12 protein-coding genes and 1 pseudogene are annotated in these 19,205 nt (G+C 73.9%); 5 read left to right on the top strand and 8 right to left on the bottom strand.

The window, feature by feature from the left end:
* Positions 1–14: 14 nt before the first annotated feature.
* The 4 genes from AC0VYN_RS03540 to AC0VYN_RS03525 are packed head-to-tail and all read left to right on the top strand — an operon-like array spanning position 15 to position 10,412.
* Positions 15–4,199: a BREX-2 system ATPase PglY family protein gene (locus AC0VYN_RS03540; RefSeq protein WP_475534724.1), complete on the top strand. Its 4,185-nt coding sequence runs from the start codon at positions 15–17 to the stop codon at positions 4,197–4,199.
* Entirely contained in the window at positions 4,199–6,931 is a 2,733-nt protein-coding gene (pglZ, locus tag AC0VYN_RS03535; protein WP_475534723.1) for a BREX-2 system phosphatase PglZ, read from the top strand. Before AC0VYN_RS03540 ends, pglZ begins: the two co-directional genes overlap by 1 nt.
* A complete protein-coding gene (gene brxD, locus AC0VYN_RS03530; RefSeq protein ID WP_475534722.1) occupies positions 6,928–8,280 on the top strand; it encodes a BREX system ATP-binding protein BrxD in 1,353 nt (450 codons plus the stop codon). The genes pglZ and brxD overlap by 4 nt, the downstream gene beginning before the upstream one ends.
* Positions 8,277–10,412, top strand: a complete 2,136-nt coding sequence (locus tag AC0VYN_RS03525) for a DEAD/DEAH box helicase (protein WP_475534721.1) — start codon at positions 8,277–8,279, stop codon at positions 10,410–10,412. Before brxD ends, AC0VYN_RS03525 begins: the two co-directional genes overlap by 4 nt.
* A gap of 204 nt (positions 10,413–10,616) precedes the next feature.
* Here AC0VYN_RS03525 and groL read toward each other — a convergent pair whose 3' ends face one another.
* The 4 genes from groL to AC0VYN_RS03505 form a co-directional block, all read right to left on the bottom strand.
* Complete coding sequence (gene groL, locus AC0VYN_RS03520) at positions 10,617–12,242, bottom strand: chaperonin GroEL (RefSeq protein ID WP_475534720.1); 1,626 nt, start codon at positions 12,240–12,242, stop codon at positions 10,617–10,619.
* Positions 12,243–12,372: 130 nt separating this feature from the next.
* Complete coding sequence (groES, locus tag AC0VYN_RS03515) at positions 12,373–12,681, bottom strand: co-chaperone GroES (protein WP_053135717.1); 309 nt, start codon at positions 12,679–12,681, stop codon at positions 12,373–12,375.
* A 298-nt stretch (positions 12,682–12,979) separates the two neighbouring features.
* Positions 12,980–13,699, bottom strand: coding sequence for a polysaccharide deacetylase family protein (locus AC0VYN_RS03510; RefSeq protein WP_475534719.1), 720 nt, complete (start codon positions 13,697–13,699; stop codon positions 12,980–12,982).
* Entirely contained in the window at positions 13,696–14,604 is a 909-nt protein-coding gene (locus AC0VYN_RS03505) for a polysaccharide deacetylase family protein (protein WP_475534718.1), read from the bottom strand. The genes AC0VYN_RS03510 and AC0VYN_RS03505 overlap by 4 nt, the downstream gene beginning before the upstream one ends.
* Positions 14,605–14,736: 132 nt before the next feature.
* Here AC0VYN_RS03505 and AC0VYN_RS03500 point away from each other — a divergent pair, with 132 nt between their 5' ends.
* On the top strand, positions 14,737–15,912 hold the full coding sequence (locus tag AC0VYN_RS03500) for a class I SAM-dependent methyltransferase (RefSeq protein WP_475534717.1): 1,176 nt from the start codon (positions 14,737–14,739) through the stop codon (positions 15,910–15,912).
* 7 nt (positions 15,913–15,919) lie between these two features.
* On the opposite strand, the gene AC0VYN_RS03495 is transcribed toward AC0VYN_RS03500, so the two are convergent.
* From AC0VYN_RS03495 to AC0VYN_RS03480, 4 genes and pseudogenes are all read right to left on the bottom strand, one after another.
* Positions 15,920–17,197, bottom strand: coding sequence for an RNA polymerase sigma factor (locus AC0VYN_RS03495; protein ID WP_475534716.1), 1,278 nt, complete (start codon positions 17,195–17,197; stop codon positions 15,920–15,922).
* Positions 17,198–17,231: 34 nt separating this feature from the next.
* Positions 17,232–17,588, bottom strand: coding sequence for a YciI family protein (locus AC0VYN_RS03490; RefSeq protein ID WP_451689405.1), 357 nt, complete (start codon positions 17,586–17,588; stop codon positions 17,232–17,234).
* A gap of 162 nt (positions 17,589–17,750) precedes the next feature.
* A pseudogene (locus AC0VYN_RS03485) lies at positions 17,751–17,987 on the bottom strand (LCP family protein); the annotation flags it as partial.
* A gap of 63 nt (positions 17,988–18,050) precedes the next feature.
* Positions 18,051–19,103, bottom strand: a complete 1,053-nt coding sequence (locus AC0VYN_RS03480; protein WP_385459173.1) for a LacI family DNA-binding transcriptional regulator — start codon at positions 19,101–19,103, stop codon at positions 18,051–18,053.
* Between the last annotated feature and the right edge of the window lie 102 nt (positions 19,104–19,205).

The following is a 19,205-nucleotide window of genomic DNA, read 5'->3' as shown; positions in this document are numbered from 1 at the left end:
GGAGCGGGACGCTGATGGCCAGGGGAGGCGGCGAGACGGTCGTACTGAGGGACGTACTCGACATCAAGGAGGACGTCTACGCCGGCGACTTCAAGGTCGAGCTGTCCCAGGGGTTCAGCGGCCGGTCTGCGGGGCGGGTCGAGGAGTACGTGGTCACGCCACAGCTCCAGGAGCAGTTCGACAAGGCGCTGAAACTGATCCGCGGCGCCGTCCGCAAGAACGCCTCGTACGCCGCCTACCTGCACGGATCCTTCGGCGCCGGTAAGTCGCACTTCCTGACCGTGCTGCACGCCGTACTCAACGGCGAACCCGCCGCCCGCGCCAAGCCGCGCCTGCGGGAGGTCATCGCCGAGCACGACGAGTGGCTGCGCGGGCGACGCTTCCTCATGGTGCCGTACCACCTGGTGGGCGCGGCTAACCTCGACGAGGCGCTGCTCGGCGGGTACGTGCGGGCGGTGCGGGAGCAGCACCCGGACGCTCCGACACCGACCGTGTTCCGCTCCGACGCCATGCTGGCCGACGCCCGGCGGATGCGGGAGCAGCTCGGCGACGACGCCTTCGTGCGGCTGCTGCCCGCCGACGGCGGTGACGGCGGGGCGGACGAGGACGACGACGAGCTCCAGGTCATCGGCGCGGGCGGCGCCTGGACCGCGGCCGAGCTGGACGAGGCGTTCAGCGCGCCCGCCGGGGACCCGCGTCGGGAGCGGCTGGAGTCCGCGCTGCTCACCGGGCCGATGCGGTCGTACGCGGAGAGCGCGCGCGGTGACGCGGCGAAGTACGTGCCTCTGGAGAACGGTCTGGCGGCGATCAGCCGGCACGCCCGCTCGCTGGAGTACGACGGTGTGGTGCTGTTCCTGGACGAGCTGGTGCTGTGGCTCCAGGCGCACATGCGGGACCGGACCTTCGTCAACAGCGAGATCCAGAAACTGGTGAAGCTGATCGAGTCCGGCGACGCGGACCGGCCGGTGCCGATCGTGTCGTTCATCTCCCGTCAGCGCGACCTGTCCCAGCTCGTCGGCTCCGACGTGCTCGGCGCCGACGTCAAGGCGATGGAGCAGGCCCTCGAATACCTCAACGAGCGGTTCGACACGGTCGACCTGGAGGACCGCAACCTGCCGGAGATCATCAAGGAGCGGGTGCTGAAGCCGCTGCCCGGCAAGGACGCGGTCCTGGAGGCCGAGTTCGCGAAGATCGACCGGACCGGGCAGCAGGTCAAGGACATCCTGCTCGACGGCAGCGGCGCCACCCAGGCCGACTGGACGGACTTCCGGGCCGTGTACCCGCTGTCCCCGGCACTGCTGAACGTGCTGGTCGCGCTGTCCGGCGCGCTCCAGCGGGAGCGGACCGGCCTGAAGCTGGTGCAGCAGCTCCTGGAGCGGAACGCCGACGCCGCCGTCGGCCGGCTCATCCCGCTCGGCGACCTATGGGACGTCCTCGTGGACGGCACCGGGGCCGCCTTCACCGACAGGCTGAAGCGCGAGTCGGAGGCCGCGGTGAAGTTCGCCGCGAAGGCGCGCGCCCACCTGCTGGAGAAGTACAGCTCGGACACGCACGCCGACTTCCAGGCCGACGAGCGGTTCGTGAAGACGATGCTGCTCGGCGCGCTCGCCCCCGACGTGCCCGCGCTGCGGCGACTCACCGGGGCGCGGCTCGCCGCCCTCAACCACGGATCGGTGCGCTCCCGGACCGTGCCCGCCGGGGACGTCGTCGTGCGGCGCATGCGGGACCTCCAGGCCGCCTTCCCCTCCGAGATCCGCTCGGACGGCGAGGCCGACCCGGTGTTCTCGCTGCACCTGTCCGACCTCGACATCGAGCCGCTGCTCGACGCCGTCGCCGAGGAGGACAAGGCCGGCGTGCGCCGGGTGTGGCTGCGGGACCGGCTGTGGGAGGCGATCGGGGTGCGCGACGGGCAGTTCGTCGCCGAGAAGGAGATCGTCTGGCGGGGTACCCGGCGCATCGCCGAGTTCGTCTTCGGCAACGTGCGCGACCGGTCCGACCTGCCCGACGAGCAGTTCACCCCGGCGACCGCGGGCAACGTGCGGTTCGTCGTCGACTACCCCTTCGACGACGGCGACCACTACCCCAGCGACGACTACCACCGCGTCGAGGAACTGCGGAAGTCCGGCGTCACCGCGCCGGCACTGGTGTGGCTCACCGACTTCTTCTCCGACCAGCGCCGCGCCCAGCTCGGCCGGCTGATGCGGATCACCTTCCTGCTGGAGAGGGACCGGCTCGCCGACTACACCGGCACCTTCCCGCCCGACGACCGGGCCAAGGTGCGGCGGCAGCTGGAGGTGGCCCGCGACACCCTCACCGACCAGCTCACCGGCGCGCTCGCCGAGGTGTACGGGCTGGCCCGGCCGACCGACGCCAACCCCGGGCCCGAGGTGCCGGACGGGCGCCACGTGCTGTCGCTCCAGCCGGAGTTCGCGCAGCCCAGGGAGGAGGGCGGCAAGGGCTTCGAGGCCAACGTGCTGCACCTCGCCGACGGCATGTTCTCCGCGCTGTACCCGAAGCACCCCGACTTCGGGGCCGACCGCACCGGGCAGCGCAAGGCGGTGACCCCGGGCGAGCTGCGGACCGCGCTGGAGTGGATCACCCGCGCGATGGACGAGGGCGGACGGGCCAACAACGTCGACAGCCACCACCTGAAGACCGTCAAGCGGATCGTGGAGCCGCTGGAGCTCGGCACCGTCCACGACGGGCCGCTGGTGATGCGCAGCGACTGGCGCACCCGGATCAACCAGGCCGCGGCAGCGCACCAGCAGCGCGGCGACCTCGACGTCGAGGACATCCGCACCTGGATCACCAAGGACCTCGGGTACGCCGGACTCGACAGGCTCACCGGCAATCTCCTCATCGCCGCGTACGCACTGCTCGACGACCGCGCCTGGGTGCTGCGGGGCGGTCCGGAGCGGGAGGCGCCCGCGCTCCAGGAGATCGGGGCCGGCTGGTCGCTGCGGGCCCAGCCGCTGCCGAGCGACGAGGAGTACGCGGCGGCCCGGGACCGGGCGGCCCGGCTGTTCGGCGTGACCGCCAAGCCCGCCCTGTACGCGCGCAACGTCAACCGGCTCGCCGAGGACCTGCGCGCCCGCGCCGAGGCGTGGGAGCGGAACGTCGCCGGGGTACGGGCCTCGCTGGACCGGCACGCCGCGCTGCTCGGCCTCGACGAGCCGGGTGCTCCCCGCACCGTGATCCTGCGCGAGGCGGCCGGGCTGCTGGCCCGGCTCTCCCGGCACGGCGGCGACGCCACCGCGCTGGTGCGGGAGCTGGCCGCCTTCTCCCCGGCCGCCGGCGAGCGGGACCTGAACACCGCGATGGGCAGCGCGGGCGAGGTACTGGCGGCGCTGGACGGCACGGACTGGCCCGCGCTGCGGAACGTGCACGGGCTGACCGGACGTGAGGACGGCGTCGGCGACCGGGCCCGGCGGCTGTTCACCGAGATCGCGCGGACCGCGCGGGCCTCCGAGTTCGAACGGTCCCTGGTCGAGGTGCTCTCGGGGGTCCGGGAACAGGCCAACGCGATCATCAACGCGGCGCTGAAGGTGGAGAGCGTCGTCACCGACCCGACGCCGCGTCCCGTGGTCCAGGACGTGCGGATCAGCGATCCCGAGGTGGCCACCACGCACCCCGTCGTACCGCCGCGGCCGGAGGTGCTCCCGGGCACTGCGTCCGGCTCGTCCGCGGACACGGCCGGGGACACGGCCGGGGACGGCGCCCCGCCGCGTCGCTCCGGGCGCCGGCTGATCCCGGCCGGAGGCGACGCGACCGCGCTGGAGCAGCGCCTCGCGGTGCAGCTGGCGGCCGTGCAGGAGGAGATCCGCGCCTTCCGCGCCGCGCACCCGGACGCCGGCGTCGAGATCGTCTGGCAGCCGGTCGGGGACCCGGGAGTCGACCGGAGCGCCGACGGCTCAGGGACGGCCCACGACGGCCGGGCAGCCGGAAACTCCGGGGCGGCCGACACCTCGGGAGTCGACCGGAGCGCCGACGGCTCAGGGACGGCCCACGACGGCCGGGCAGCCGGAAACTCCGGGGCGGCCGACACCTCGGGAGCCGACCGGAGCCCCGGGGGATCCGGAGCGGCCGAACTTCCGGGGCCCCTCGCGGACCCCAGGGCGGCCTACGGCACCCGGACGGCTGAGGGCCCGGGGCGGGCCGGCGGCACCCAGGCGGCCGACGACGCCGGGGAGGCACGCTGATGCCGACGCGGCCCGCCGCGGGGCGGCGCGCCATCGAGGTCCTGCTGGAGGCGGAACTGCCACGCGCCGCAGGACGGCGGCTGGTGCTGGTCGACGCCGTCTGGGCGGACGGCGACGGGGAACGTGACTTCACCGTCCAGATCGACGGCAGCGCGCGCCGCGTGCACGTCACCGACCAGGACTCGCCACTCGGCATCACCGAGGCCTGGCAGAGGCACCTCGCCGACACCGGCCCCGACGGGGACGGCGTCCTCGTGGTCACCGGCAGGGTGCCCGCCGACCAGCTCGGCTGGGACCTGCGCGGACACGCGGTGCGGCGCCGCCCGCTGGCCGTGGACCGGGCCGGCATCGTCACCCAGCTCTTCGGCGCGGAGAGCCTGGACACCCGGATGGTCCGGGAGGAGTGGCTGCTGGACGCCCTCCTCGACGCCGAACCCTCCGGCGGCTGGCCGCGCGTCGGCGGCGTCCTCACCCGCGACCGGGCCCTGCGCGCCCTCCTGGCCGCCCGGACCGGCCTCGGGGACACCGGCGCCGACTCCCTCGACCTGGACGCCGACACCCTCTTCGGCTGGAGCCGCGGCCCGGCCGGGCCCCGCCGCTTCGCCGAACTGACCGAACCGGAACGCGCCGGGCTCACCGCGTGGCTGACCCAGGTCACCGGACCCGCCGCGCCCACCCTGCTCGCCCTGGCCGCCGACGGCCGCGGAGCCGACGCGCTGCCGCTCGGCGCGCTCGCCGCGGCAGCCCTCGGCTCCCCTGCCGCGGCCGACGCGGGCTTCGCCCTCGGCACGCTCTTCGGCAGCGCGCTCGGATCGTTCGACGCGCTCACGCCCTACGCCGCCGCCACCACCGGAGTGCTCACCCGGTGGATCGCCCAGGCCGAGGCGGGCGGCGCCGCCGGTGCGGACGCACGGGCCCGCGTCGTCGCCGTACTGGAGCGCGCCGACCAGCTCGCCGACACCGCGCGGCTGACCCCGCTGCTCGCCGAGGACCGGCTGCTGCCCTCCGGCTACCGGGCCCGGCTGCGCGCCCTCGCCGCCACCCTCGACGGACGGCCGGGGGCCGCGCAGGACGCGCTGCGCCGGCTCGCCGACCACCAGCTCGCCACGCTGTACGGCGAGTCCACCGAACGCGCGCGGACCGCCGTACGCCTGGTCCGGTGGCTCGACACGCAGGCGTCCGACGTGTCCTCGGTGGGCCAGGCCGTACGGCAGCACCTGCGGTCGACCGGCCGGGTCGACCTGGCCGTCGGCATCCTCGCCGAGGGCGACGCCTCCCGGGACGGGATGCTCGGGGAGGCGTACCACCGGCTCATCGGCCGGGTACGGGACCGGCGGCGGGAGCTCGACGAACGGTTCGCGCGGGACCTGGCCACCTGGACCGAGGCCGCGTCCCAGCAGGCGCCGAACGGGGCCCTGTTGATCGAGGACGTGCTCGCGGAGGCCGCCGCGCCCCTCGCCCGCGACGGCGGACGCCCCCTGGTCCTCGTCCTCGACGGGATGAGCGCCGACGTCGCCGTGGACCTCGCGGCGGGACTCGACCCGCGCGCGTGGACGGAGATCTGCCCGGCCGCGGCCGCCGGACGCCGGCCCGGCCGGCTCGCCGCCGTCGCGATGCTGCCCACCGTGACACGCGTCAGCCGCGCCTCCCTGCTCTGCGGCACCGCCGCCGACGGCGGACAGGACGTGGAACGCACCGGGTTCACCGCCTTCTGGAAGAAGCGCAGGCGCAGCTCGGTGCTCTTCCATAAGGGCGGCTACGAGGGCACGGCCGGACACCGGCTCGCGCCCGCCCTGCTGGAGGAGCTCGCCCACGAGGAGCGGATCGTCGGGGTGGTCGTCAACACCATCGACGACGCCCTCGCCGACGGACGGGAGAGCGGACGGGCCCGCTGGCGCACCGGGGACATCGCGAAACTCGCCGACCTCCTCGACGCGGCCCGCGGCAGCGGCCGGCCCGTCCTGCTCGTCTCCGACCACGGGCACGTACTCGACCGGGGCCCCCGGGGCGCGGGCCCCACCCCCGCCGACGGCGTGCAGGGCGCCCGCTGGCGTACCGGCCCCGCCGGGCCGGGCGAGGTCGCGCTCGCCGGGCCCCGGGTGCGGGCGGCCGACGGGCGGATCACCGCGGCATGGCGCGACGACCTGCGCTACACCGCCCGCCAGGCCGGCTACCACGGCGGCGCCTCCCTCGCCGAGGTCACCGTGCCCGTCCTCGCCTTCGTCCCGTCCGACAGCCGCATCCCCGCCGGATGGACGGCCCTGCCGGCCGAGGACACCGTGCCGGACTGGTGGCGGGGCGGCAACGGGCCGGTGGCCGAACCCGCACCCGAAGCGAAGGCGCCGGGGCGCGGGCGCAAGCAGGCCGCCCCGCAGGAGGAGAGCCTCTTCCCGCAGCCCGGCCGGGGCACCCCCGGCGAGGAGACGGTGCGCAGCGCGGCGTACCGGTCGCAGCGCGACTTCGTCCGGCTGCCGCCCGCCGACACCGCCGTGGCCGCCGCCCTCGACGCGCTGCTGACCGCCGGGGGCAAGCTGTCCCCGGCCGCGGTCGCGGCGGCGGCCCAGGCCGCCACCGGCAAGTCGCAGCGCAATCCGGAGCGGTTCGTCACCGTGCTGGAGCGGCTGCTGAACATCGACGGCTATCCCGTGCTCCAGCTCGTCGAGTCCGGCCGCACCGTCCACCTGGACAAGGAGCTGCTGCGGCAGCAGTTCACCGGAGGCACCCCCGCATGAGCACCACCGCCGTGGACACCCCCGACGAGCGGCCCGGCATCAGTGCCGCACGCGCCCGTGACGTCGTCGACGCACTGCGTCGCGGTACCGTGCCGCACCAGGGACTCGGCCTTTTCGCCGTCGGGCTGGACCGCTTCGCGGAAGCTCTCGACGACGACCTGGCCACCGTCGCCCGCGGCGGCTCCGCCTTCCACGCGCTGCGCGGCGAGTACGGCTCCGGCAAGACTTTCTTCGCCCGCTGGCTCGCCGAGCGGGTGAAGCGGCGCGGGCTGGCCGTCAGCGAGGTGCAGATCTCCGAGACGGAGACCCCGCTGCACCGCCTGGAGACGGTCTACCGGCGGCTCACCGAACGCCTCACCACCGCCACCCACCCGCCGTCCGCGCTGCGCGCCGTCGTCGACTCGTGGTTCTACGCGCTGGAGGAGGAGGTCCTCGACGCGGGAGAGGCCGAGGAGGACGACGAGGCCGGACTCGGCCGGGCGGTGGACGAGCTGCTGGAACGCCGGCTCGCCGACGTCGCCCGCACGACACCGGCGTTCTCCGCCGCGCTGCGCGGCTACCGCGACGCCGTGGCGGCCGGTGACGGGGCACGCGCCGAGGCGCTGATCGCCTGGCTCGGCGGGCAGAGGTCCGTCGCCGCCGCGGCCAAGCGCGCGGCCGGGGTGCGCGGCGACCTGGACCACTTCGGCGCCCTCGGCTTCCTTCAGGGGCTGCTGACGGTGCTGCGGGACTGCGGTCACCCCGGGCTCCTGCTCGTGCTCGACGAGGTGGAGACCCTGCAGCGGGTGCGCGGCGACGTGCGGGAGAAGTCCCTCAACGCGCTGCGGCAGTTCCTCGACGAGATCGACGCGGGCCGGTTCCCCGGGCTGTTCCTCGTCATCACCGGCACCCCGGCCTTCTACGACGGGCAGCAGGGTGTGCAGCGCCTCGCGCCGCTCGCGCAGCGGCTGGCGACGGACTTCACGACCGACCCCCGCTTCGACTCCCCGCGCGCGGTACAGCTCCGGCTGAGCGGCTTCGACCTCGCGTCCCTGGGTGAGCTCGGCCGCAAGGTGCGTCAGGTGTACGCGGCGACGGCCAGGAACCCCGGACGCGTCGCCCTGCGCGCCGACGACGCCTACCTCGACGAACTGGCGCGGGCGGTGACCGGCTCGCTGGGCGGCAAGGCCGGTGTCGCACCCCGGCTCTACCTGCGCAAGCTGGTGGCCGACGTCCTCGACCGGGTCGACGCCTTCGACGACTTCGACCCCCGGCGGCACTACACGCTCACGGTGGACGGCGCGGAACTCGACGAGGTGGAACGCAACGCGGCCGCGAGCGCCGGGGACGTGGAGCTGGAGCTGCCGTGAGCGCCGACGCACTGGACCTGCTCGACCCGATCCTCACCCACCACATCGTCAACTCGCTCGGCTGGCGCTCGCTGCGGCCGTTGCAGCAGCAGGCGATCGAGCCGGTGCTCGCCGGGCATGACGCCGTCCTGCTGGCGCCGACCGCCGGCGGGAAGACCGAGGCCGCCGTGTTCCCCCTGCTCACGCGCGCGCAGCGGCAGGGCTGGAAGGGCACCGGCGTCCTGTACGTCACCCCGCTGAAGGCGCTGCTGAACAACCTGCACCCGAGGCTGGAGACCTACGCCGCTTGGGTGGGGCGCACCGCCGAGCTGTGGCACGGCGACATCGCCTCCACCCGGCGCCGCCGCATCCTGGCGAACCGCCCCGACATCCTGCTCACCACCCCCGAGTCGCTGGAGGCGATGCTGGTCAGCACGCACGTGGACCACCGGGCGTTCTTCTCCGGGCTGCGCGGTGTGGTCGTCGACGAGGTGCACGCCTTCGCCGGCGACGACCGGGGCTGGCACCTGCTCGCCGTGCTGGAACGCCTCCAGCACGTCGTCGGGCGGCCGGTGCAGCGGATCGGTCTTTCGGCCACCGTGGGCAACCCGCGGGAGTTGCTCGACTGGCTGCAGGGGTCGGGACGGGGCTCGCGTCCGGGGCGGATCGTGGCGCCGGGGGTGTCCCTGCCGGGCACCGGCGCCGCGGTCGCGCCGCCGCCGGGCGACGTCGAACTGGACTACGTCGGCTCCGTCGCGAACGCCGCCACCGTGATCGCGGCCCTGCACCAGGGCGAGAAACGCCTGGTCTTCTGCGAGAGCCGGCGCGCCGTCGAGGAACTGGGCGAGCAGCTCCGGCTGCGCGGCGTGACGGCCTTCCTCTCGCACGCCTCCCTGTCCACCGACGAACGGCGCCGTGCGGAGGAGGCGTTCGCCGAGGCCCGGGACTGCGTCATCGTGTCCACCAGCACCCTCGAACTCGGCATCGACGTCGGCGACCTGGACCGGGTGATCCAGCTCGACGCACCGGCTACGGTCGCCTCGTTCCTGCAACGCATCGGCCGCACCGGACGCCGCCCCGGCAGCCGACGCAACTGCCTCTTCCTCGCGTTGGGCGACGAGGGCTTCCTGGCCGCCGCGGCCCTGCTCCTTGCCTGGTCGCGCGGCTGGGTGGAACCGGTGACACCGCCTCCCGAGCCGCGGCACCTGGTGGCCCAGCAACTGCTCGCCCTGTGCCTCCAGGAGCACCGGGTCGGGGAAAACCTGTGGCAGGAGTGGTGGGGCGGGCTCGGGGTGTTCGGCGCCGCCGCCGAACCCGTCGTACGGCATTTGGTGGAACGGGGCTATCTGGAGCGGGACTCGGGCACCCTGTTCATCGGCCCGGAGGCCGAACGCCGCTTCGGGCAGCGTCACTTCATGAACCTGACGGCCTCGTTCACCGCGCCGCCCGAGTTCACCGTGCTCAGCGGGCGGACGGAAATCGGCCGCACCGACCCGGACCTGCTCACCGAGGAGACCGAGGGTCCGCGCAAACTACTACTGGCGGGCCGCAGCTGGCTGGTGACGTACATCGACTGGCGGCGCAGGCGCTGCTTCGTGGAACCCGTGGACGAGGGCGGACGCGCCAAGTGGAGCGGCTTCGGGGCGCATCGCGTGCGGTCCTTCGTCCTGGCCCGTGCCGTACGTGACGTGCTGCTCGGCGGGGACCCGCCCGTGTCCCTGACCCGCCGTGCGGAGGCGAGGCTCGCGGCGGCCCGGGAGAAGTACCTGGACGTGGTCCATCCGGCCGGGACCGTCGTCACCCGCCGGGGCGACGGCGACGTGCGCTGGTGGACCTGGGCCGGGCACCGGGCGAACGCGACCCTGGCCGCGTCGCTCCCCTCCGTCGTCCTGCGGCATCGGACCGTCGACGGCCGCTTCGTCCGGCTGCGGGACGACGTCACCCCGCAGGCGTGGCGGGCGGCGGTGGCGGACACCGGTACGGGCGTGACCCTGCCGGACGTGGACCCGCACGCCGTGCGGGGCCTGAAGTTCGCGGAGGCGCTGCCCGCACGGCTCGCGGAGGCCACCCTCGCCGCACGGCTGGGGGACGCCGACGGAGCACGGGCGGCACTGGCGGAACCGGTGCGGTTCCTGGTGCGGCAGGACGGCTGACCGGCTCCCAGGCGCACAGCCGACGTCGAGTTCCGGTCGGCTGGTCGTCCATCCGCCGGCGGCACCGGCCCCGACGGGCACGTCGTGCGTCCATGAGAGCTCCGGCGGGGCGCACCGGTGAGGGCCCCGGCCCCACGGGGCGAGGGCCCGGCGCCGCTGGTGAACAGCGGTGCCGGGCCCTCGGGGTGCTTCGAGCGGGGTCGCTCAGTGGGAGTGGGAGTGGCCGTGGCCCCCGGCGGCCGGCTCTTCCTCTTCCTTCTTCTCGACGACCAGGGTCTCGGTCGTCAGGAGGAGGGAGGCGATGGAGGCGGCGTTCTCCAGGGCGGAACGGGTGACCTTGACCGGGTCGATGACGCCGGCCTTGACCAGGTCGCCGTACTCGCCGGTGGCGGCGTTGTAGCCGTTGCCCTTCTCGAGCTCCGCCACCTTGGAGACGATGACGTAGCCCTCGAGGCCGGCGTTCTCGGCGATCCAGCGCAGCGGCTCGACGGCGGCCTTGCGGACGACCGACACACCGGTGGCCTCGTCGCCGGTCTTGCCGAGGTTGCCCTCGAGGACCTTGACGGCGTGGACCAGGGCGGAGCCACCACCGGAGACGATGCCCTCCTCGACCGCGGCGCGGGTCGCGGAGATGGCGTCCTCCAGACGGTGCTTGCGCTCCTTCAGCTCCACCTCGGTGGCGGCGCCGACCTTGATCACGCACACGCCGCCGGCCAGCTTCGCGAGGCGCTCCTGGAGCTTCTCGCGGTCCCAGTCGGAGTCCGTGTTCTCGATCTCGGCCTTGATCTGGGCGATGCGGCCCTCGACCTCGTCGCGCTTGCCGGCACCGTCGACGATCGTGGTGTCGTCCTTGGTGACGGTGATGCGGCGGGCGGTGCCGAGCACGTCCAGGCCGACCTGGTCGAGCTTGAGGCCGACCTCCTCGGAGATGACCGTGGCGCCGGTGAGGACGGCCATGTCCTGCAGCATCGCCTTGCGGCGGTCGCCGAAGCCCGGGGCCTTCACCGCGACGGCGTTGAAGGTGCCGCGGATCTTGTTCACGACGAGGGTGGAGAGCGCCTCGCCCTCGAGGTCCTCGGCGATGATCAGCAGCGGCTTGGAGGCACCCGCCTGGATGACCTTCTCCAGCAGCGGCAGCAGGTCCGCGATGGAGGAGATCTTGCCCTGGTTGATGAGGATGTAGGGGTCCTCCAGGACGGCCTCCATGCGCTCCTGGTCCGTCACGAAGTACGGCGACAGGTAGCCCTTGTCGAAGGCCATGCCCTCGGTGAAGTCCAGCTCCAGACCGAAGGTGTTGGACTCCTCGACGGTGATGACACCGTCCTTGCCGACCTTGTCCATGGCCTCGGCGATGAGCTCGCCGACCTGCTGGTCCTGGGCGGACAGCGCGGCCACGGCGGCGATGTCGGACTTCTCGTCGATCGGGCGCGCGGTGGCGAGGAGGTCCTCGGACACGGCGGCGACGGCCGCGTCGATGCCCTTCTTCAGCAGCGCCGGGGAGGCACCGGCGGCGACGTTCTTCAGACCCTCGCGGACCAGGGCCTGGGCCAGGACGGTGGCGGTGGTGGTGCCGTCACCCGCGATGTCGTTGGTCTTGGTCGCCACCTCCTTCACCAGCTGGGCGCCGAGGTTCTCGTACGGGTCCTCGATCTCGACCTCGCGGGCGATCGTGACACCGTCGTTGGTGATGGTGGGGGCGCCGAACTTCTTGTCGATGACGACGTTGCGGCCCTTGGGGCCGATCGTCACCTTCACCGTGTCGGCAAGCTTGTTGACGCCGCGCTCGAGGGCGCGACGGGCGTCCTCGTCGAACTTCAGGATCTTCGCCATGGGAGCGTGAGCCCTCTCGGAAATCTGATCTAACGGAAAACAGACTGCGCCCCTCGCGCCCGGCTTCTTATCGGTCGCGGGGGCCAGGGGCGCAGCTGTCGAGCAGAGTCGAGGTGAGTCGACCTACGGCTTACTTCTCGATGATCGCGAGCACGTCGCGGGCCGAGAGGACGAGGTACTCCTCGCCGTTGTACTTCACCTCGGTGCCGCCGTACTTGCTGTAGAGCACGACGTCACCGACGGAGACGTCGAGCGGAAGACGGTTGCCGTCCTCGAAGCGGCCCGGGCCCACGGCCAGGACGACGCCCTCCTGGGGCTTCTCCTTGGCGGTGTCCGGAATGACCAGGCCCGAAGCCGTGGTCTGCTCGGCGTCGAGCGGCTGGACCACGATGCGGTCCTCGAGCGGCTTGATGGCAACCTTGGAGCTGGTGGTCGTCACGATCCGACCTCCCCCTTCGGAGATCTCACGGGGTTAACTGTCTGAGGTGGCGACCAGGTGGATCCGTCGTCGCGGGTGCCGGACCTGCCCGTCGCGTAGTTGGCACTCTCCAGGGGGGAGTGCCAGACCTGAGACTATGACCGCGATTAGCACTCGGTCAAGCGGAGTGCCAATGCCTGCGGCGCGTCGTGGGATTTTCTGGTGCCGGTGCCGGTTTTCGGGCGCACCCGGCGTGGGTGTGGGCGTCGCCAGGGGCTGCCGCCCCCGGACCCCCGCTTCGGCCTGGACGGCCTCGTCCTCAAGCGCCGGACGGGCTGTTTCGACCCAGGTAGTCCTCCAGGCGGCCCACCCGGAGGTCCTGTTGCTCGATCCGGCGCAGCAGGTGCTCCGTGCGGGACGGAGCGGTGACCGAGACGATGTCGCCGGGGTGGAGGCGGTGGTCGCCGCGGGTCCAGGTCAGGTCGCCGTCGGCGCCCAGCTCGGCCCGCCACAGGACGACGGCCGTGATGCCGCAGTCGGCGGCGGCCCGCAGGGTCGTCGGGTCGTACCGGCCGTGGGGCGGGCGCAGGAGGCGGGGGCGGACGCCGAAGCGGGAGTGGAGCTTGGTCTGCTGGCCGCAGATCTCGGCGCGCTGGCCGGCGTAGGGCAGGCCGCGCAGGGCGCGGTGGTCCAGGGTGTGGTTCTGCAGGCTCGCGCCGACGGAACGCAGCCGGGCGAAGCGGCCGTACGCCGGCCCGGCCACGGTGTCGGAGAGGAACAGGGTGACCGGGAGCCGCCGTTCGCGGACGAGGCCCGCGAGGCGGGGGTCCCGGTCGGCGCCGTCGTCGTAGGTGAGGAAGACGACCCGGTCGGCGGTGCGCACGTGGTCCAGGACGGGCGGCGGTGCGTGGCCCCCGCCGCCCGCCCGGGCCGCCTTGCCGGCCGTGGGGTGGCCGGCGGGGCCGGCGAACGGGGCGCAGCCGGTGAGCAGTACGGCTGCCAGGGCGGCCCCGGCCGGCCGGAACCGCCCGCGCCTCACAGGTAGTCCTCCAGCCGGGCCACCGCGTATCCGGCGGCGGTGATCCGGTCCAGGAAGCGGCGGACCATGTCCGTCATCGTGCCGTCCCAGTCGTCGCGGCCCCGGAAGTGGGTGAGGACGATGTCGCCCGGGTGGAGGTCCCGGTCCCACTCGCGGTACTCCCAGTGGTCGACGTAGACCTCCTCGTTCCAGATCGGCGCGTACCTGACGCCGCAGGACCTGGCGGCGCGCAGGGTGTCCCGGTTGTAGTTGCCGAAGGGCGGGCGGAAGAGGGCGGGGCGCTTGCCGTAGCGCTTCTCGATCACCTCCTGCATGCCGCAGATCTCGCGTCTCTGCTGCGCGTAGGAGAGCGCCGGGAGGTAGGGATGGCTCAGGGTGTGGCTGTTGAGGGTGACCCCGCGGGTCTGCATCTCCTCGAAGTAGCCGTAGTCGTCCTTGATCTCGTCGTCGGTGAGGAAGACCGTGTACGGGATCCGCAGCTCGCTCATCATGCGCAGGAAGGCCGGGTCCTTCTCGGCGCCGTCGTCGATGGTGAGGAAGACGATCCGCTCCTCGGTGGGGACGGTGGTGAAGACCGGCGGGAGGTCCTCCTGCCCGTCCACCTCGAAGCCCTCCCGCGCCGTGATCCGCGGCTTCTCGGCGGGGGGCGGCGGGGCCGTCAGCGGGACCTGCCGCAGGTTCCAGCGTTCGGCGGCGGCGACCCGGGCGGTCTGCGCCGCGCGCAGCCGGGACGCGTAGGTGTCGAGCGCGCGGGCCGGGGGTGCCTCGAGGGGCTGCTGCCCGGGGGCGCCCCGGACCTCGGGCGTGTGCTGCGCACAGGCGGAGGCGAGGGCGGCGACGAGGAGCACGGCGAGGCCGCCGCGCACCCGGGCCCCCGGAGACGTCCCGGAAGCCGCCCGGGGCATCCCGGACGCCCGGCATTTGTCATTTTGTACGACTAGTCGCATGGTGCCGGATCTTCGCAGCCCCGGGCTCCGGGCCGGCCCCCGACACCGCGCCGCGGGCACACCATCCACCGACTGGCCCACAATGGGCCGGTGAACGACCTCGACGCCCTCCACGCCCTGCTCACCCCCGACGGCCGCGCCCTGCTCGACGAGGTCCGCGACACCGACCCCGCGCGGGAGCTGGCCGTCGCCACCCGGCTGCGCCGCGACCACCCGGCCGGGCTGGTGTCGGCGGCGCTCGGGCAGGCGCGGCTGCGGCAGCGGGCGGTGGCGAAGTTCGGGGCCGAGGACGCCGGGCGGATGTTCTTCACGCCGAACGGGGTGGAGCAGTCGACCCGGGCGAGCGTGGCGGCGTACCGGGCAGAACGCCTCAAGGACCTGGGCATCGCCTCGGTCGCCGACCTGTGCTGCGGGATCGGCGGCGACGCGATCGCGCTGGCCCGCGCGGGCATCCGGGTCCTGGCCGTCGACCGCGACCCGGCGACGGCGGGGGCCGCCCGCGCCAACGCCGAGGCGCTCGGGCTGGCCGACCTGGTCGAGGTGCGCGAGGCGGACGTCACCGAGGTGGACACGAGCGGGTACGACGCCGTCTTCGTCGACCCGGCGCGGCGCGGCGGACGGGGCCGGATCTTCGATCCCGAGGCGTACTCGCCGCCGCTGTCCTGGGCCGTGGAGGCCGCCCGTAAGGCGCCGCGCGCCGCCGCGCTGAAGGTGGCACCCGGCATTCCGCACGAGGCGGTGCCGGACGACGCCGAGGCCGAGTGGATCTCCGACGGCGGGGACGTGAAGGAGGCGGTGCTGTGGTTCGGCACCGCGCCGGGGGCGGTCCGGGCGACGCTGCTGCCGGGGCCGCGCACCCTGCTCGGCACCGGCCTGCCCGACCCGGAGGTCCGCACGCCCGGCCGGTACCTGTACGAGCCCGACGGTGCCGTCATCCGGGCCCATCTGGTCGCCGAGGTCGCCGCACAGGTGGGCGGCGGGCTGCTCGACGCGACCATCGCCTACGTCACCGCGGACGACCTGGTGCCGACGGCGTACGCCACGGCGTACGAGATCACCGACCGGATGCCCTTCAACGTCAAGAAGCTGAAGGCGCTGCTGCGGGAGCGCCGGGTCGGCACGCTCACCGTGAAGAAGCGCGGCTCGGCGGTCGAGCCGGAGGAGCTGCGCCGCAAGGTCAGGCCCCAGGGGCCGAACGCGGCCACGGTGTTCATGACCCGGGTCGCGGGGGCGCCGACGATGCTGATCGGGCACCCGGTGCGCTGACGGCGTCTCAGCCGCACTCCCGTGCGCGGCGGGCCAGCAGGTCGCGTTCGCGTTCGTTGCGGGTCAGGGACGCGGCGCGTTCGAACTCCGAGCGGGCCTCCGCCGTACGGCCCAGGCGCAGCAGCAGGTCGGCGCGGACGCTGGGCAGCAGGTGGTAGCCGCGCAGGGCGGGTTCGGCCGCGAGGGCGTCGACGAGGGCGAGCGCCGGGGCGGGGCCCTCGGCCATCGACACGGCGACCGCGCGGTTGAGTTCGACGACCGGGGACGGGGCGCGGGCCGCGAGCAGGCCGTACAGCGTGGCGATGCGCGGCCAGTCGGTCTCCTCGTAGGTGAACGCCATGGCGTGGCAGGCGGCGATGGCGGCCTGGAGCGCGTACGGGCCGGGGGCACCGGCGGCGTGGGCGTTCGCGCGGTCGAGGGCGGTGATGCCGCGGGCGATGAGCATGCGGTTCCAGCGGCGGCGGTTCTGGTCCCTGAGCAGGACGGGGGCGCCGTCGGGGCCGGTGCGGGCGGCGGTGCGGGACGCCTGGAACTCGAGCAGCGCGGTCAGGCCGTGGACCTCGGGTTCCTTCGGCATGAGGGCGGACAGCACACGGGCCAGGCGCAGCGCGTCCTCGCACAGGCCGGGCCGCAGCCAGTCCTCGCCGGCGGTGGCCGCGTAGCCCTCGTTGAAGATCAGGTAGATGACCTCCAGGACCGAGCCGAGCCGAGCCGTCCGCTCCGGTCCGTACGGGACCTCGAAGGCGACGTTCCGTGCCGCCAGCGTCCGCTTGGCGCGCACGACGCGCTGCGCGACCGTCGGTTCCGGTGCCAGGACGGCGCGGGCGATCTCGGCGGTCGTCAGGCCGCCCAGCAGGCGCAGCGTCAGCGCGATCCGCGCCTCGGCGGACAGCACCGGGTGGCAGGCCGTGAAGACGAGCCGCAGCAGGTCGTCGTCGATGCCGTCCGGGTCGGCGGGCTCCTCGGGCGGGGCGGCGACGGGCAGGTCCCGGCCGATCTCCGCCAGCTTGCGGGCGTAGGTCTCCCGGCGCCGGACCAGGTCGACGGCGCGGCGCCGGGCGGTGGTCGTCAGCCAGGCGCCCGGACGGTCGGGCACCCCGTCGCGGGGCCACTGCTCCAGGGCCGCGACCAGCGCGTCCTGCGCGATCTCCTCGGCGATGCCGACGTCCCGGACGACGCGGGCGACGCCGGCGACCACGCGCGGGTACTCCAGCCGGAAGACCGTCTCGATCGCCTCCGTGGTCCGGTCGGAGGCGGTGGTGGGCTGTGGCTTCACAGCCCACATGCAACACCCTCGCGCGCCCGGAACGAAGCGGACGTCAGCCCTCCATGATCTCCCGCACCTCGCAGGTCACCGTCCAGTGCTCCTCGTGGACCTTCAGGAAGCGCTTGGTCCACTCGATCGCCTCGGCCATGTCCTTGGCCTGCATCAGCGCGTAGCCGCCGATGACCTCCTTGGTCTCGGTGAAGGGACCGTCGGTGACGGACAGCTGCCCGGCCTCGTAGTGGACGCGGGTGCCCTGGGCGGTGGGGGTCAGCCCGGCGGTGTCCAGCAGGACGCCGGCCTTCGTCATCTCCTCCATCAGCTCCCCCATGCGCTGCATCAGCTCCGGGCTGGGGCCGCCGGCGGGGGCGTTGTTCTCGTCGATGCGCACGAGCGACAGGTAGCGGGGCATGGTGACTCCTCGGTGGTTGGGGACCGGGTCGCTCCCGGCCTTCCACCCGTACGTCGAACGGGAGGGCCGTGGATCGACAGCGCCCCGGATTTTTCCCGAGAATTTTTTCCGGCTCCCGTCCCGGCCGCATCCGCACCGGCATCCTCGCGGGTCAGAGGTGGTTCAGCGGAGCGACTCCCACAGCTTCCGGGCGTCCGGTTCCCGGGCCACCACCCGGTTGCCGTCCCACGGGGCCGGATCGACCGGCATCGTCACCGTCCGCACGGCGTCCTCCGACAGGCCCGCGAGGCCGCGGCCGAGGTCCGTCTGCTCGCCCAGCGAGTCCAGCCCGGTGTCGGTGGTCAGGCTGCCGGTGACCGCGTCGGCGACCCGGTACAGCCGGGCCGGGTCGGTGAGCAGACCGGGGCCGACGGGCGCCGAAACCTTTCGCGAATGTTTCGGTCCGGCGGTCGGCCGGCCGCCTCAGGCGGCCGGCGGCCGTGCCGTACTGCTGCGCACCTCCAGGCTGGTGGCCAGCTCCACCCGGGTGGCCGCGGCCGGGCCGTCGTCGCGGCCGAGGTCCAGCACGAGACGGGCCGCCGCCTCGGCCATCTCCGTGAGCGGCTGCCGCACGGTCGTCAGCGGCGGCCCCACCCAGCGGGCCACCGGCAGGTCGTCGAACCCGACCACGCTCAGGTCCTGCGGGATGCGCAGCCCCAGTTCGCGCGCGGCCTCGTAGAGCCCGAGCGCCTGGAGGTCGTTGCCGGCGAAGACCGCGGTCGGCCGGTCGGCGCGGCGCAGCAGTTCCAGGCCCTGGCGGTAGCCGGCCTCGTGGTGGAAGTCGCCGGTCACGATCAGCTCCGGGTCGACCGGCAGTCCGGCCGTCTCCAGGGCGGCCCGGTAACCGTCGACGCGGGCGCGGCTGCACATCATCCGGGTGGGGCCGCTGATCGCGCCGATGCGGGTGTGCCCCAGGTCGATCAGGTGGCGGGTGGCGGCGAGGCCGCCCTGCCAGTTGGTGGCGCCGATGGACGGCACGTCGGCACCGGGGTCGCCGGCCGGGTCCATGACCACGAACGGGATGGAGCGGCTGGTCAGCAGGGCCCGCTGGGACTCGTCCAGCCCGGACAGCACGAGGACGACGCCGTGCGGGCGGCGGGCGGCGACCTGGTCGGCCCAGGTCCTGCCGGGTGTGAGGCGGCCGGCGCTCTCGGAGAGCACGACGCTGAGCCCCGCGTCCCGCGCCACGTTCTCCACGCCCCGGATGACCTCCATCGCCCAGGCGCTCTCCAGCTCGTGGAAGACCAGGTCGATCAGGGGCGAGCGGGTCGCTTCGGCCCGCCTGCGACGGTAGCCGTGGGCCCGCAGCAGGTCCTCCACGCGGGCCCGGGTCGCGGGGGCGACGTCGGCGCGGCCGTTGAGGACCTTCGAAACAGTCGGTGCCGACACACCGGCCTCGCGGGCGATCTCGGCGAGGGTCGCGGTCTGCGCGGACCGCCTCTGCGGCCGTGTTTCGGCGGGCTGCGGGGATGTCATGGCGGCGATCGTAACCCCGCTGCCCCTCTTGACGAAGACTTCCCCCGGCCATAGGTTTCCGGAACATTCGCTGATTGTGTCGAAACATTCGCAGCCGTTCGT

This window comes from Streptomyces sp. 63XJN7_1_ISO-PGPR-S23-121, from assembly GCF_056173025.1.
This window is presented reverse-complemented; position numbering and strand designations above follow the sequence as displayed.

Bases quoted from the DNA above. Each gene is read 5' to 3' on its own strand.
- AC0VYN_RS03480 (WP_385459173.1), bottom strand. From the start codon at position 19,103: ATGACATCCCCGCAGCCCGCCGAAACACGGCCGCAGAGGCGGTCCGCG.
- pglZ (WP_475534723.1), top strand. From the start codon at position 4,199: ATGCCGACGCGGCCCGCCGCGGGGCGGCGCGCCATCGAGGTCCTGCTG.
- AC0VYN_RS03540 (WP_475534724.1), top strand. From the start codon at position 15: ATGGCCAGGGGAGGCGGCGAGACGGTCGTACTGAGGGACGTACTCGAC.
- AC0VYN_RS03490 (WP_451689405.1), bottom strand. From the start codon at position 17,588: ATGCCCCGCTACCTGTCGCTCGTGCGCATCGACGAGAACAACGCCCCC.
- groL (WP_475534720.1), bottom strand. From the start codon at position 12,242: ATGGCGAAGATCCTGAAGTTCGACGAGGACGCCCGTCGCGCCCTCGAG.
- AC0VYN_RS03495 (WP_475534716.1), bottom strand. From the start codon at position 17,197: ATGTGGGCTGTGAAGCCACAGCCCACCACCGCCTCCGACCGGACCACG.
- brxD (WP_475534722.1), top strand. From the start codon at position 6,928: ATGAGCACCACCGCCGTGGACACCCCCGACGAGCGGCCCGGCATCAGT.
- AC0VYN_RS03505 (WP_475534718.1), bottom strand. From the start codon at position 14,604: ATGCCCCGGGCGGCTTCCGGGACGTCTCCGGGGGCCCGGGTGCGCGGC.